Origin of the sequence: Vreelandella lutescens (genome assembly GCF_014640815.1) — a bacterium.
Taxonomy (GTDB): Bacteria; Pseudomonadota; Gammaproteobacteria; order Pseudomonadales; family Halomonadaceae; genus Vreelandella; species Vreelandella lutescens.
The window spans coordinates 643,247-657,091 of sequence record NZ_BMHM01000001.1; the positions used below are offsets into that span (position 1 = coordinate 643,247).

13 protein-coding genes are annotated in these 13,845 nt (G+C 59.6%); 8 read left to right on the top strand and 5 right to left on the bottom strand.

Annotated elements, in window-relative coordinates:
* Positions 1-25 precede the first annotated feature (25 nt).
* Complete coding sequence (locus IEW65_RS02995; RefSeq protein WP_188638278.1) at positions 26-1,966, bottom strand: exoribonuclease II; 1,941 nt, start codon at positions 1,964-1,966, stop codon at positions 26-28.
* A gap of 180 nt (positions 1,967-2,146) precedes the next feature.
* Between IEW65_RS02995 and IEW65_RS03000 the strand changes: the two genes are divergently transcribed.
* From IEW65_RS03000 to IEW65_RS03030, 7 genes are all read left to right on the top strand, one after another.
* Positions 2,147-2,950: a Cof-type HAD-IIB family hydrolase gene (locus IEW65_RS03000; protein WP_188638021.1), complete on the top strand. Its 804-nt coding sequence runs from the start codon at positions 2,147-2,149 to the stop codon at positions 2,948-2,950.
* A 120-nt stretch (positions 2,951-3,070) separates the two neighbouring features.
* A complete protein-coding gene (locus IEW65_RS03005) occupies positions 3,071-3,796 on the top strand; it encodes a response regulator (protein ID WP_188638022.1) in 726 nt (241 codons plus the stop codon).
* A gap of 82 nt (positions 3,797-3,878) precedes the next feature.
* Positions 3,879-5,282 carry an ATP-binding protein gene (locus IEW65_RS03010; protein WP_229755468.1) on the top strand — a complete coding sequence of 468 codons (1,404 nt, stop codon included), beginning with the start codon at positions 3,879-3,881 and terminating at the stop codon, positions 5,280-5,282.
* A gap of 154 nt (positions 5,283-5,436) precedes the next feature.
* Positions 5,437-6,717 carry an ABC transporter substrate-binding protein gene (locus tag IEW65_RS03015; protein ID WP_422822591.1) on the top strand — a complete coding sequence of 427 codons (1,281 nt, stop codon included), beginning with the start codon at positions 5,437-5,439 and terminating at the stop codon, positions 6,715-6,717.
* Between the two features lie 99 nt (positions 6,718-6,816).
* Complete coding sequence (locus IEW65_RS03020; RefSeq protein WP_054645204.1) at positions 6,817-7,731, top strand: carbohydrate ABC transporter permease; 915 nt, start codon at positions 6,817-6,819, stop codon at positions 7,729-7,731.
* Positions 7,724-8,602 (top strand): carbohydrate ABC transporter permease, encoded by an 879-nt coding sequence (locus IEW65_RS03025; RefSeq protein WP_188638024.1) that lies wholly within the window; start codon positions 7,724-7,726, stop codon positions 8,600-8,602. Before IEW65_RS03020 ends, IEW65_RS03025 begins: the two co-directional genes overlap by 8 nt.
* A gap of 176 nt (positions 8,603-8,778) precedes the next feature.
* Positions 8,779-9,900, top strand: coding sequence for an ABC transporter ATP-binding protein (locus tag IEW65_RS03030; protein ID WP_188638025.1), 1,122 nt, complete (start codon positions 8,779-8,781; stop codon positions 9,898-9,900).
* Between the two features lie 18 nt (positions 9,901-9,918).
* Here the strand turns inward: IEW65_RS03030 and IEW65_RS03035 are convergent, their stop codons facing one another.
* The 4 genes from IEW65_RS03035 to IEW65_RS03050 are packed head-to-tail and all read right to left on the bottom strand — an operon-like array spanning position 9,919 to position 13,484.
* Positions 9,919-10,956, bottom strand: a complete 1,038-nt coding sequence (locus IEW65_RS03035; RefSeq protein ID WP_188638026.1) for a YcjF family protein — start codon at positions 10,954-10,956, stop codon at positions 9,919-9,921.
* Positions 10,953-12,341, bottom strand: coding sequence for a YcjX family GTP-binding protein (locus tag IEW65_RS03040; protein WP_188638027.1), 1,389 nt, complete (start codon positions 12,339-12,341; stop codon positions 10,953-10,955). Before IEW65_RS03040 ends, IEW65_RS03035 begins: the two co-directional genes overlap by 4 nt.
* A 22-nt stretch (positions 12,342-12,363) precedes the next feature.
* Positions 12,364-12,555 (bottom strand): hypothetical protein, encoded by a 192-nt coding sequence (locus IEW65_RS03045; RefSeq protein WP_188638028.1) that lies wholly within the window; start codon positions 12,553-12,555, stop codon positions 12,364-12,366.
* Between the two features lie 59 nt (positions 12,556-12,614).
* On the bottom strand, positions 12,615-13,484 hold the full coding sequence (locus IEW65_RS03050) for a D-hexose-6-phosphate mutarotase (protein ID WP_188638029.1): 870 nt from the start codon (positions 13,482-13,484) through the stop codon (positions 12,615-12,617).
* A 117-nt stretch (positions 13,485-13,601) separates the two neighbouring features.
* Between IEW65_RS03050 and IEW65_RS03055 the strand changes: the two genes are divergently transcribed.
* Complete coding sequence (locus IEW65_RS03055) at positions 13,602-13,844, top strand: GlsB/YeaQ/YmgE family stress response membrane protein (RefSeq protein WP_188638030.1); 243 nt, start codon at positions 13,602-13,604, stop codon at positions 13,842-13,844.
* Position 13,845 lies beyond the last annotated feature (1 nt).

The following is a 13,845-nucleotide window of genomic DNA, read 5'->3' on the forward strand; positions in this document are numbered from 1 at the left end:
TGTGTGGTGGTGCTTCGGAAAAATCCTAAGCGGCGGGCTTGGCGACCAGCGAGCGAGTCTCTTCACGAGCTTCCGTGAGTGATACGCGCAGGCTATCGCCTAGCTTAAAGCGCTCTTCGCCTTCGATCTGAATGCGGCCCTCTTTATCATCAATCACCACTTTATCGCGGTCACTGTGCATCAAGGGGGCAGGTACGAACGCCGTCGCACCGTTCTCGATCAGGCGAACTCGCATGCCGCCACGGTTGATCGCCATGATCTCTGCGTCGAAGGTGTCCTGATTCTGCGCGGCTGGAGTCAGGTAGCGCACGTAGAGCCAATCTTTCACATCGCGCTCAGCCATGCGGTTCAAGCGGCGGCGCTCTGTGAGCTGCTCGGTGAGCTGCTGGCTGGCTTCTGCCGGAGCCTGCTCGCCCTTCAGCACGCGCTTGATCAAGCGATGGTTGACCATATCGCCATACTTACGAATCGGCGAGGTCCAGGTAGCGTAAGCGGGTAGGCCCAGGCCGAAGTGCGGGCCAGGCTGAGCCGACATGCTGGTGAAGCCCTGGAAACGGCGCAGGCGCGCATCCAGCCAAGCGTCGTCGCGGCTCTCAAGCGCACGCTTCAACTCTTTATAGTGGGCAAGCTCGGTGAGCGCTTCCTGGGCCACTTCGATTTCCTGAGTCGCCAGGAACTCTTGTGCCGCTTCGGCTTTTTCCGGCTCGAAAGCGCGGTGTACGTTGAAGATGCCGTGGCCGATATGGCTGGCCAGGAAATCCGCACAGCAGGCGTTGGCGGCAATCATCGACTCTTCGATCATGCGGTTGGCAATGCGGCGGTCTTCGGTATGAATCCCCAGCACGTTGCCCGCTTCATCCAGATCAAACACGTAATCAGGACGATCTTTAAATACCAGCGCGTGCTCGTTACGCCACGCGGTACGCGCTTCGGTCAGCTCACGCAGGGCGTGTAGCTGCTCGGCAATATTATCTGCCGGTGCCCAGTCGCCTTGGCCTTCAACCCAGTCAGAGACGCGCTCGTACACAAGCTTAGCGTGGGACTTCACGTTGGCCGCAAAGAAGCGGTAGTCGCCCAGACTGCCGTCGGCGTTAATGTTCAGCGTGCAGGCGAGAGCAGGGCGCTCTTGGCCTTCCCACAGTGAACACAGGTCATCGGCCAGCTGCTCGGGCAGCATGGTCACGTTCTGGCCTGGCAGGTACACGGTAAACGCACGGACGCGGGCTTCCAGGTCGGCAGCGTGGCCCTCTTCCACATAAGCGGTGGGGTCGGCAATCGCCACGCTCAGCTGCCAGCCGCCTTCCGGACGGGCAACCACGTGCAGCGCGTCATCCATATCGCGGGTTTTTTCACCGTCGATAGTGAAGTACGGCTGCTCGGTGAGGTCTTCACGGGTTAGGCCTTCATCGTGCAGCGGCCAGTCGCTGCCGGCATCCGGGCACTCTTGCTCCAGCGCGTGGCGAGCAAGCGTCACGCGCCACGGCACGGCCGGGTTATCGGCTTTGGCCACTAGCTCATCAATCTGGGTGAAGAAGCCGCGATCGTTCTCTTTTAACGGGTGGCGCACCAAACGCGCCACGACCCAATCGCCATCGGCAATGGAGTCTTCATCCAGACTGTTTTTGATACGTGCTTTTAGCACGTTGCGAATCGAGGGGTGATCCGGCACCACCGCAAGGCGGCCTTCGCGCTTTTGCACGCGCGCCACGAAGCGGTCTAAACCGGCTTCGATGAGCTTTTCAGGCTCTACCGACTTTTTATCGCCGTTCTCATGAATCACGGCTTCAACACGGTCGCCGTGCAATACCTGCTTCATGGCGGGGGGCGGCACGAAATAGGATTCGCCGCTATCAGTTTCAAGAAAACCAAAGCCTTTTTCAGTGGCTTTGATCACCCCTTCAGCGCGCGGGGTGGTTTCACGGATCTGTTGCTTGAGCTGGGCAAGCAGGGAGTTGTTTTGAAGCATGTGTTCAATCAGTTGGCGAGAGTAGGTTGCCACTATACGGATTCCCACTGGCCGCGCCAATCGTTGCCCCTGGGGAAGTGGCGACGGCGACGGCAGGTCAATGACTTACTTACGGTTGGCTGAATCGGTTAAGCTGACCGAACCGCCCGTTAACTCTGCTAACGCACAAGGAGCGCTTTTATGACCCCTCGCCTGATCGTTTCCGACCTGGACGGCACGCTGCTGGGCAGCGACCACCGGTTACATGACAGCACCGTGGAGGTGCTCCGAGAGTTGGTTCAGCAGGGGCACCATCTGGCGCTGGCGTCGGGTCGCCACTACCTCGATATGCGCGTGTTCCGCGACGAGCTGGGCGTACCTGCTCACCTGATCAGCACCAACGGGGCCTACACCCACGACCCGGACGATGGCTTGGTTAGCGCGTCGCACTTAACCCCGGAGCATGCTCACACGCTGATTCATTTACCCCGGCCTCCCCAAGTGCGCCTCAGCCTTTACCGCGAAGCGGGCTGGCATGTGGATGCCGAAGCACCGCATCTGCTTTCGCTACACGCGTCCACTGGCTTCACTTACGACATAGTTCCCCCAGAGCAAATGGATATCAACGGCGTAGGGAAGGTGCTTTATTTAGGTGACCCAGAAGCGTTAGCAGAGCTGGAAGATCAGGCCCAAGCGGCCCATGGTGAAGGGCTACACATTACCTACTCCACGCTGGACTCGTTAGAGATCATGGCGGGTGGAGTGAACAAAGGCGTGGCGCTAGCGGCGCTGCTGGAGTCGCTTGGACTCACCGCGGCTGACTGCCTCGCCTTTGGCGATAACCTCAACGACACCGAAATGCTCACCCTGGCAGGCGAGGCCCAGGTGATGGCCAACGCCCACCCGGCGCTGTTTGACCGTGTGCCAGGTGCCCAGCGTATCGGCCACCACGGCGAAGCGGCGGTGGCGAAGTGGTTACAAAAGCGCTTTGAGCTATCGCGTTAAGCGAGTGACGTTGACCTGATGAGCGCTCTGCCACCTTAGTCGATAGCCGCTTGCGGTAGGCGGAGCGCTCCACCATCATCTAGCCCCTAAAACGATAATAACCCAGGGGCGCTTTCCACGATGACAACCACGCCTGCGACCTTGATGGTGGTCGACGATGACCCAGAGATCCGCGAGCTGCTGGCGGATTACCTGGGGCGGCACGGTTACCACGTGCTGACCGCGGAAGGGGCAAGCGCGCTTTATCAGCAGCTTGCCGAAAAAACGCCAGATTTACTGATTGTCGATGTCATGATGCCGGGGGATGACGGCTTTACCATCTGCCGTGAGCTGCGCAAAACCAACGACACCCCCATCATCATGCTCACCGCCAGCGCTGACGATACCGACCGTATTTTGGGCCTGGAATTAGGGGCCGACGATTATATCGGCAAACCCTTCAACCCCCGCGAGCTGCTGGCGCGCATCAAAGCGGTACTACGCCGCACGCGCCCGGCGGCTGCAGCGGCCGCCCCCCATGAAGCGCGCTGGGTACGCTTTGGTGAGTGGCAGCTCGACCGAATGACGCGGGAATTAGTGGATCACACCGGCGAGCGCACCGCGCTTTCCGGGGCAGATTTTCAGCTGCTCCAAGTGTTTTTAGAGCGCCCCGCCCAGGTGATTACTCGCGATGATCTCTACACCCTGACCCGTGGCCGCGATGCGCCGCCGCTGGATCGTTCGATTGACGTGCACGTATGTCGGCTACGCCAACGCTTAGGTGAAGATGCCCAGCATTCACAGCTGATTCGTACCGTACGCGGGGCGGGCTACGTGCTCACGGCCAGGGTAGACGCGGCGTCGTGACGTCGTGACGTTGTGGCGGCGCTGGCTAAAACGACACTCGCACTGGCTGCCCGGCAGCCTGCGCGGGCGCTTTGTCATTATCATGATTGCTGGGGTGCTGGCCGCCCAGGTAGCGAGCTATACCATTTGGACCTCCCAGGTGCGGGCCAGCCAGCTCGAACAGCTCGATGAGCTATCCAGCAACATGGCGTTTAGCATCGCCTCCACCATGAAGTTTTTCCGTTCTCTGCCGGTGGACTATCGGCATATCGTGCTCGACCAGCTGCGCAGCATGGGCGGCACGCGCTTTTTTGTCAGCGTGAACGAGCGGCGTATTCCCGTGGCGGACATCGGCAGTGGCCCGGAAAAAGAGGTGGTGGTCAGCAACGTGCGCACCATTCTTACCCAGCAGCTATCGATTGACGATGTGGTGGTGGAGTTTTCCCGCCCGGAAACCCTAAGGGTCTTCAATAACGAAGTGCTGCTTTACGACCTGCCGCCCCGCTGGGGCCAGCACAGCCTGTTAATGGAGCCGCTGTCGCCGCCCATTCTGGTGGTGCAGTTAGAGCTTGCTCCGGATACCTGGCTCTATGTCGCCACGCTGCTGGGCGTGCCGGATATTTTCAGCGGCTACCGCTGGCTCTCAGAAGAGCGGCTGCTGGCAGGCATTGTCGTGCTGCTCACCGTGCTGGCGCTGTCGCTATTGGGCATTACCAGCGTGACGCGGCCGCTGGCAAGGCTCTCCCGGGCGGCGCGCCAGTTAGGCGATGACCTGGATAGCCCGCCTTTAAAAGAGAGTGGCCCCAAGGAGGTAGCGGCCACCGCCGTAGCGTTTAACCGCATGCAGCGGCGTATCCGCGAGCAGGTGGAGGAGCGCGAGCGGCTCTTCTCAGCGATCTCCCATGACTTAAAAACGCCGATTACTCGCATGCGCTTACGGGCCGAAATGCTGGATGACCCGCTTCAGCGCGAGCGCTTCTGCGCCTCGCTGGATGAGCTATCCGAGCTGGTCAAAGGCGCGCTGGCCTCGGTCAAGGGGTTAGACCTGCATGAAGAGCCGCAGCCAACGGATCTCAACGCGCTAACGACCGAACTGGCCGAGGCGCTGCGCTTGCAGGGGGGCGAAGTGCAGGTGGCAGGGCAGGTGGCCCCATTAACGGTCAAACCGCTGGCGATGAAGCGCTGCCTGGCGAACCTGCTAGAAAATGCGGTGTTTTACGGCCAGCGGGCAAGGGTAACGCTGGAAGAGCAGGCGGGCCTGGTGCGCCTACATATTCACGACAGTGGCCCGGGTATCCCCCAAGAGCAGCTGAGTCGCGTGTTTTCACCCTTTGTACGCCTGGAGGTTTCCAGAAGCCGCCACACCGGCGGAAGCGGCCTGGGGCTAGGCATTGCCCGGCATATCGCCCGTGCTCATGGGGGCGATATTACCCTTACCAATCACCCCGCAGGCGGCTTGTTGGCCACGCTAACGCTGCCTCGCCAATCAAGTGTTACAGACTTGTAATACTATGCAGGACTCGGTAACTCCCGTTATGCGACTCGCTGTCGTACTCTGCTAAAAGCCGTTTTACACCGCGTGTGTCACGGCATCACAACAGCGACAGCCGCCAAGCCTTTCAGGCTGGTGTTCGCGATAACAACAATAGCAGGAGCTACCCATGCTGATGAAGCAGTTGCCCACGTTTAAAAAATCCGCCCTCGCACTGGCCTTAGCGGCAGGCACCGCCATGGCCGCAGGCACTAGCCAAGCAAGCGACGTCGAAGTACTCCACTGGTGGACATCCGGTGGTGAAGCCCGTGCGGCCAACGTTCTGAAAGAACTACTCGAAGCTGAAGGTTACGGCTGGCAGGACTTTGCGGTGGCCGGTGGTGGCGGTGAAACCGCCATGACGGTTCTCAAATCCCGCGCTATGTCAGGTAATCCACCCTCCGCCGCGCAGATTAAAGGCCCGGAAATTCAGGAGTGGGGCGAGCTTGGCCTGCTGGGTGATTTAAATGAAGTGGCGGATGCCGAAGGCTGGAACGACCTGTTACCAGAGATTGTGGCCGATATTATGCGTTACGACGGCCAGTACGTAGCCGTGCCCGCGAACGTACACCGGGTTAACTGGCTGTGGGCCAACCCGGACGTGCTGGAAGCCGCTGGCGTAGACATGCCTACTACCCTCGACGAGCTGTTTGCCGCCGGGGAAGCCATTCGTGAAGCGGGTTTTGTACCGCTCGCCCACGGTGGCCAGTCTTGGCAGGATGCTACCGTGTTTGAAAGCGTGGTGTTAGGCAGCCAAGGCACCGAGTTTTACCAGCAGGCGCTGGTGGAGCTCGACCCGGAAGCCCTTGGGGGCGAGCAGATGGTCGCCGCACTGGAAGACTTCAAACGCCTGCGCGAGCTGATGGACGAAGGCATGCCGGGCCGCGATTGGAACATTGCCACCGCGATGGTCATTGAAGGCGTGGCGGGCTTTCAGCTGATGGGTGACTGGGCGAAGGGGGAATTCACCGCCGCAGGCCTGACCGCCGGTGAAGACTATCTGTGCGCCGCCGCTCCAGGCACCGAAGACGCCTTTACCTTCAACATCGATAGCCTGGCCATGTTCCGCGTGACCGATGATGCCGAGCGTGAAGCCCAGCACACGCTGGCGCGCTTGGTGTTAGAGCCTACCTTCCAAGAAGCCTTCAACCTTGCCAAAGGTTCTATTCCCGCACGCCCTGATCTGGATATGAGCGAGTTCGACAGCTGCGCCCAGCAGTCGATGGCTGATTTCCAACGTACCGCTGAAGAGGATGGGTTAGTGCCCAGCATGGCCCACGGCATGGCCGTTCGCGCCGATGTTCAGGGGGCTATCTTTGACGTTGTGACTAACTACTTTAACGACGCCGATATGCCCGCTGAAGAAGCTGCTCAGCGACTGGTCAGTGCCGCTGAAACCGCCTCGTTTTAAGCGCTTTCATTCTAATAACCGCGCTTAAACAGCCCTGAAGGTAAGTCACCCGCGCCGCCGCAACGGCGGCGCTACTGGTTGACTGGCGAGGAATTCCCCATGAGCGAAACCCCAACGCGCACCGCGTTGCGGCCTACGGCCTCTGGTCGGCTGCAGGCTTGGCTGCCAAGGCTAGTGCTGGCGCCGTCCGTCGCGGTGTCTCTGTTTTTTGTTTACGGCTTTATGCTGTGGACCTTTGTTCTATCACTCACCAGCTCGCGGATGCTGCCCAGCTACGACTTTGTTGGGTTTGGGCAGTACGCACGGCTGATGGCCAACGAGCGCTGGTGGGTAGCGTCTACCAATCTGATGATCTTTGGCACGCTGTTTATTGTCATCTGCTTAGTGCTGGGTGCGCTGCTGGCGATGCTGTTGGATCAAAAGATTCGCCAGGAGGGCGCGCTGCGCACGGTGTATCTCTACCCCATGGCGCTGTCGTTTATCGTCACCGGGGTTGTGTGGAAGTGGCTGCTGAACCCGCAGCTAGGCATCCAGGCGATGGTGCGCAGTTGGGGCTTCGAGTCGTTTGAGTTCGACTGGATCGTTGACCCGGATATGGCGATCTACACCTTGGTTATAGCCGCCGTTTGGCAGGCCTCTGGCTTTGTGATGGCGCTCTTTCTAGCCGGGCTGCGCGGTATCGACGACAGCATTATCAAAGCTGCCCAGCTCGATGGCGCAAGCCTGCCGCGTATCTACTGGCGGGTGGTCATGCCCTGCCTGCGCCCGGTGGTGTTCAGCGCGGTGATGATTCTGGCCCACATTGCGATCAAGAGTTTTGACCTAGTGGTGGCACTGACCGGCGGTGGGCCGGGTTACGCAACGGACTTACCCGCCACCTTTATGTACACCCACGCCTTTAACCGCGCGCAAATCGGCCTGGGCTCTGCCAGTGCCATGCTGATGCTCGGCGGTGTGCTGGCCATCCTGATTCCTTACCTTTACTCCGAACTAAGGAGCCGCAAACATGGCTAATGTGATTCGTCGCCAAACGCCTGCGGCCCGGATGTGGCGGGGCGTGCTGTACGCGGTACTGATCATCGCCGCGCTGTTCTACGTGCTGCCGCTGGTGGTCATGTTGATGACTTCCATCAAACCGCTGAGCGAAATCAGCGCCGGTACGTTGCTTTCATTACCGCAAAACCCGACGCTCGAACCTTGGACAAAAGCCTGGGGCGAAGCTTGCACCGGCATGCGTTGTGAAGGTGTGGGCGGTTATTTCTGGAACTCCTTTGCCATCGTCATTCCTGCGGTGCTGATCTCCACCGCCGTGGGAGCGCTGAACGGCTACGCCCTGACCAAATGGCGCTTCAAAGGCTCCGAGCTGGTCTTCGCGCTGATGCTGTTTGGCTGCTTTATTCCGTTTCAGGTCGTACTACTGCCCATGGCGCAAACCCTGGGCTGGCTGGGGCTTTCCAGCTCGCGGGCGGGGCTGATCCTGGTGCACGTGGTGTTTGGTATCGCCTTTACCACGCTATTTTTCCGTAACTTCTACGTGGGCATTCCCAACGAGCTGGTGTCGGCGGCCAAGCTGGACGGTGCCGGGTTCTTCCGTATTTTTTGGCGCATCCTGCTGCCGGTGTCGGCCCCTATCATCGTGGTCTCGGTGATTTGGCAGTTCACCCAAATCTGGAACGACTTCCTATTCGGCGTGGCGTTCTCGGCACACGATACTCAGCCGGTTACCGTGGCGCTCAATAATCTGGTGAACACCTCCACCGGCGTGCGCGAATACAACGTCGATATGGCCGCCGCCATGATTGCCGCACTGCCCACCCTGGTGGTGTACGTGCTGGCGGGTAAATACTTCGTGCGTGGGCTAACGGCAGGCTCCGTAAAGGGCTAATAACAACTAGGTGCATGGCAGTCGCAGGTAGAGGTCAGCATCACCCCGTAGCGGGGGTCTTTCGCCAGGACGGCGAAAGTAGCGCCCAGGGAAGGGTTTAAAGCGCCCCCGCCAAGGGGTGATCTGACCGGTGCCAATGCGCTTCTTGCTAGCCCCCTTAGAACAGGATTTTGATCATGGCAGCGTTAGAGATTCACAACGTACGCAAAGAGTTTGGCAGCGAGCGGGTGCTGAAAGATGTCAGCATTTCCATTGATTCTGGCGAGTTTTTGATTCTGGTGGGGCCATCCGGCTGTGGTAAATCCACGCTGATGAATGCCATTGCAGGCCTTGAGCCGGTCACCAGCGGCAATATCTATATTGACGGCGAAGACGTCACCTGGCGCACCCCCGCCGAGCGCGATATCGCCATGGTGTTCCAGTCCTACGCCCTGTACCCCAGTATGACCGTTCGTCAAAACATCAGCTTCGGCCTAGAGATGCGCAAAGTGCCCAAGGCCGAGCGGGAAGCCGCCGTGGAGCGGGTGGCCGATCTACTGCAAATCTCCCACCTGTTAGAGCGCAAGCCCGCCCAGCTCTCCGGTGGCCAGCGCCAGCGGGTTGCCATGGGCCGCGCCTTAGCGCGGGAACCTAAGGTCTACCTGTTCGACGAGCCGCTCTCAAATCTGGACGCCAAGCTGCGCGTAGATATGCGCACCGAGATCAAGAAGCTCCACCAGCGCCTGGGCACCACCATCGTCTACGTCACCCACGACCAAGTAGAAGCCATGACCCTGGCGGACTGTATCGCGGTGATGCGTGACGGGCATATTCTGCAGCTAGGCAGCCCCGATGAGGTCTACAACAACCCGGTGGATATGTTCGTGGCGGGTTTTATGGGCTCGCCATCGATGAACTTCATCCGCGCCACGCTGGAAGCAGACGGTGACGGCTATGCACTGCGCATTGCTACCCCCGACGAAGCCGACCTGCTGCTGCCGTGGCCAACGGCACGCCACACGGCAGGGCTAGTGGAGCAGCTCAATAAGCCAGTGATTCTGGGCCTGCGGCCCGAACATTTTAGTGAAGAGGATGTGCGGCTGAGCGAGCAGGCCGAAGGCACGCTGCTGGAAACCAAGGTCAGCGTGGTGGAGCCGACCGGTGCCGATATTCTGCTGCGCTTGCCGCTGGGTGAGCAGGAGATTACCGCGCGGGTCGGGCCAAAGTGCCAAGTGGTGCCAGGCGAGCGTTTGGCACTGAGGGTCGATATGTCCCGGGCGGTGCTGTTCGATGCTGAAACCGAGCAGCGGCTGGCCTAAGCCGCTGGGTGAGCGGTATTAGTCGCTGTTGCGCGCGGCGGGGGCGGGCTCTTTGTCCAGCCGTTTGATCTGACGCCAGAGGTCCTGGCGAAGGTCGGCTAGTTTGGGCTGCTCTTCTGGTGTAAAGGCCACCGGGCGGCACAGCCGCTGCGCGCGAAGGCCCAGGCGGGCGCTCAGCAGTCCCGTCGCTAAGCCTTGGCCTGCTCTTGCCGAAAGGCGGCCTGCCAAGTCCAGCGAGAGCATGTCCATGCTGGCATCGGTAGCCAGCTCGCTGGCACCTGCAAAGGCCATGTTGTGCAGCACGTGGCGAAATAGCCGCAGGCGGCTGGCGTAGCCAAGCTCCAGGCCGTACAGGCGGCTCAACCGATCCACCATGGCAAGGCTGCGCCACGCTACCAGCGCCATATCCACCAGGGTTAGCGGGCTTACCGCCACCATAATGGCGGTTTCCCCCGACATCCGCGTGATCAGCCGCTGGGCTTCACGGTCACGGGGGGCCAGCAGGTGGTAGCGCAGCAGGGTTTGAATCTCTTCACCGCTATGATGCGGCTGGCACGCCCGCTGAAAGGCCAGCCAGTGTGGGTCGTCATTACTTAACGCCAACTGCTGCTTCAGCTGTTCTGCCATGGCTTGGGCCTGCTTGCTGGAGCGCTGGGGAAGCTCAGCAAGGTCTGCACGTAGCTGGTCGTGGCGCTTTAAGCGCTGCAAACGGCCCAGCTCCTTGAGAAGCGATACCCCGCCCAGCCCAATCAAGCTCATGCCAAACAGCTGCCACGCCATGACCATCCACTGAGACTGGGACAGCGCGTCAGGAATGCCGGTCGCCAGCTCTATCGTGCCGAGTGTGGCACCGCCTGCCAAGGCAAACATCAGCCCCCAGCGGCGTTTGCGGGGCGCGCCAAGAGTCTCTTCCGGCAGCGCTTTTAGCTCGGCTTGGGTCGCCAGCGGCTGGTGCGATTCGGTGGCCGCAAAGCGTTCGTGCTGGCGCAGGGTTTCCTGGGTAGGTTCGGGCGGTGCTTCGGTGTGGAAGTCGCGGCGGGGCTGAGGGTTGCTCATGTCAGTTTGTCTCCAATCAGCCAGTCAAGTGCGGCGTCCATACGGATGTGGGGCAGTGCCTCGCTATCGGCGGGCATCGGGCGAAAGCTGGGGAAATCAAACCCTTGCTGCTGCCAAAAATCGGCTTTGGGTAGGCGGCTGGGCACATCACCGGGGTACACCAGCACGTCTTCACCTTCTAACGTGGTGCCTTTCAGCGCCGGGGTCCGCTTGCCATCGTGAAGCACTTCGCGGGCCTCAGTGGCACGTATGGCGGCCAGCGACAGTGCTTTGACCGGAATATCGGCAAAGCGTAAATCTTTTAGCGGCTCTGCTAACAGCGCTTCTAACAGCTGCACCACGTGAGTGTGCTGGTCGGGAGTCACGTGGTCCGCTTTGGTGGCGGCAATGGCAAGACGGTCAATTTTCGGCGCAAACAGCCGGGTGAGCAGGCTGCGCTTTCCGTAGTCAAAGCTGTGCATCAGCTGGCGCAGCGCACTGGAGAGGTCCTCGAAGCGCTCTGGCCCGGCGTTAAGCGCGCCCAGCACATCCACCAGCACAATCTGGCGGTCAAAGCGGCGAAAGTGGTCGCGGTAGAATGGGCGAACCACCTGCTGTTGGTAGTAGCGAAAACGCGCCGCCAGTGTGGCGTACAGGCTGGTGTCAGGCAGTGCATCCAGGGTCTCTTTAGGCGCACTGAGCCCCAGTAGCGGAAAAAACTGCAGCACGGGTGCGCCGTCCAACTCGCCGGGCAGCAAAAATCGCCCCGGCTGAAGGTCAGAGAAGCCCGCCTGCTTGGCGCGCCGCAGACCTAATGCGTAGGCCTCGGCCAGCGTGGCAAGCTGTGCTTCGTCGGCTTCCGCTGTGGGGTCAAGCTGTTCTGCCTCGGCCAGCCATTCACTAAACAGCGCTCGGCGATGGGGGCCTTCGTGCTGGGCCTGGCTCTGGCTCCAGCTGTAAAAGTCGTGCTGCAACAACGGTAAGTCCAGCAGCCATTCACCGGGGTAGTCGAACAAATCCAGCGTCAGGTGGGCGATATCCGGCGTGAACCAGCCCTGCTGGGCAGGGCGGTAGCGCAGCTGTAAACGCAGCTCACTAATACCCCGGGTAGGCTCAGGCCAGCGCGGCGGCGTGTCTCTTAGCGAGGCCATGCCGGGGTCATAGGGGAAACGGGGCACGCCTAAATCGGGTTGATTTAAACGCTGGGCACCCAGCAGTCGACCTTCACGGGCAACGGGGAGTAAATCAAGCTGTGCTTCTACACCGGCATGGCGTAGCTGATTGACCAAGGAGGTCAGAAACGCCGTTTTGCCTGCCTGCGAAAGGCCGGTCACGGCCAGTCGTAGCTGGCGGTCTCGGCCACGCTCTAAAAGGTTACTGAATTCGCGACTCAACGGCTGGCGCATGATACATGTCTCATGGGTAGTCTTACTGGCGTAGCATAAGGATTAGCTGATAAAACATAGGCATCGTGGCGATCTGAAAACCAATCACGGCAATGACATAGCCCGGCCATTTGCGCGACATTTTTTGTGCCAATGTCAGGCCTACAATACAGACCACCATCCCCACTAGATTAAAAGCCAGTGTGGCAGCCTCAAGTACATCTTGAGGATTCATAGTCGCTCCTTAACCAGCAAATTAAAGACTACCTTACCAACAGATTGATGAATCCAAGGTTAACCGCGACTTAATGTCGTCGCTAACAAGTGTTGAGCACCGGGTACCAGCCATACAGGGTCTAGACGCGTATTGGCCGCTTCCACGCATAAAAAGTGCTTGGCAGCGTCAGCAGGCGTATCGCTAGGCAGCTCGCTATCCGGGTGCCAGACCACCGTTGAGTCGCTGGACTGCTTGCCAATACGCAGCGTGCGCAGGCCATCGTTAAGCTGCACCGCTTCATTGGTGTGATAAATGCGGTCTACCGGGCCACGAATAGCCAGCGTGCCTTGCTGTTCTGATTCGGCAAAGCCGCGCAGTTTATCTAGGTAGCGTGCTCCAGCTAAGCCTTCTAAGCGGCACTGGTGGACATCATCTACGGCAAGATAAGTATGCAGCGCACCGCTGGTTTTGACGGGGGCGTCGCCGATATTTTCGCTAATCACTTCAACGTTGAGACGTTGAGCATTTGCTTGGATGACCACTCTCGCCGTGAGTTGGCTATGCAGACGCTCTTGTGGTGAGAGGTGTACTTCAATACCTTCCGCATGGTCGTCAACGGCATCTAAGCGCCATTGGGCATGGCGGGCCAGCCCGTGAAAGGGGCCATTACGTTCTGGGCTTTCATCGGCATAGCGCTCATCAGCAAACCAGGGCCAGCAGAGAGGTATGCCGCCGCGGATGGTGCCTGGCAGCGCCTGCGGGGTAGGGGTGACCCAAAGCCAAGCGGTGTCGTCGGCTGGCTGGAAGTGCAGCACTTGCGCCCCTTGCAGGCTGATCGCCATTTCTCCCCAGGACATATTAAATAGCGCTACGTCACGCCCTTGCCAAGAGGCCTGCTGGTGGCCATCAACACTGCTAAGTAGCTGTTTAAGGGAGTCGGGGATCATAGAAGGTTCCTTGTGGGAAAAGGCAACAAATGGGCAGAACAGTAGCGCCGTGTGCTATGGTAGGACAAGCATAGGTTGAAGGTAAAACCCCAAGCTGAGTGAAACCAAGGAGGTTGTATGGGCTTTATTGCATGGTTAATTATCGGTGGTTTAGCTGGCTGGATTGCTGGCAACATCATGCGCGGCGGCGGTTTTGGCGTATTAGGCAATATTGGTGTAGGTGTGATTGGCGCACTGGTCGGTGGTTTCCTATTTAGTTTGCTGGGTTTGCAAGCGGGCGGTTTTATTGGCTCGCTGGTCACGGCAACCGTAGGCGCGGTGGTCTTATTATGGGTGATCAGTAAAGTTAAAAGCGCTTAGC

Bases quoted from the DNA above. Each gene is read 5' to 3' on its own strand.
- IEW65_RS03040 (WP_188638027.1), bottom strand. From the start codon at position 12,341: ATGCGCCAGCCGTTGAGTCGCGAATTCAGTAACCTTTTAGAGCGTGGC.
- IEW65_RS02995 (WP_188638278.1), bottom strand. From the start codon at position 1,966: ATGCTTCAAAACAACTCCCTGCTTGCCCAGCTCAAGCAACAGATCCGT.
- IEW65_RS03000 (WP_188638021.1), top strand. From the start codon at position 2,147: ATGACCCCTCGCCTGATCGTTTCCGACCTGGACGGCACGCTGCTGGGC.
- IEW65_RS03030 (WP_188638025.1), top strand. From the start codon at position 8,779: ATGGCAGCGTTAGAGATTCACAACGTACGCAAAGAGTTTGGCAGCGAG.
- IEW65_RS03045 (WP_188638028.1), bottom strand. From the start codon at position 12,555: ATGAATCCTCAAGATGTACTTGAGGCTGCCACACTGGCTTTTAATCTA.
- IEW65_RS03020 (WP_054645204.1), top strand. From the start codon at position 6,817: ATGAGCGAAACCCCAACGCGCACCGCGTTGCGGCCTACGGCCTCTGGT.
- IEW65_RS03015 (WP_422822591.1), top strand. From the start codon at position 5,437: ATGCTGATGAAGCAGTTGCCCACGTTTAAAAAATCCGCCCTCGCACTG.
- IEW65_RS03010 (WP_229755468.1), top strand. From the start codon at position 3,879: ATGATTGCTGGGGTGCTGGCCGCCCAGGTAGCGAGCTATACCATTTGG.
- IEW65_RS03050 (WP_188638029.1), bottom strand. From the start codon at position 13,484: ATGATCCCCGACTCCCTTAAACAGCTACTTAGCAGTGTTGATGGCCAC.
- IEW65_RS03055 (WP_188638030.1), top strand. From the start codon at position 13,602: ATGGGCTTTATTGCATGGTTAATTATCGGTGGTTTAGCTGGCTGGATT.
- IEW65_RS03025 (WP_188638024.1), top strand. From the start codon at position 7,724: ATGGCTAATGTGATTCGTCGCCAAACGCCTGCGGCCCGGATGTGGCGG.
- IEW65_RS03005 (WP_188638022.1), top strand. From the start codon at position 3,071: ATGACAACCACGCCTGCGACCTTGATGGTGGTCGACGATGACCCAGAG.
- IEW65_RS03035 (WP_188638026.1), bottom strand. From the start codon at position 10,956: ATGAGCAACCCTCAGCCCCGCCGCGACTTCCACACCGAAGCACCGCCC.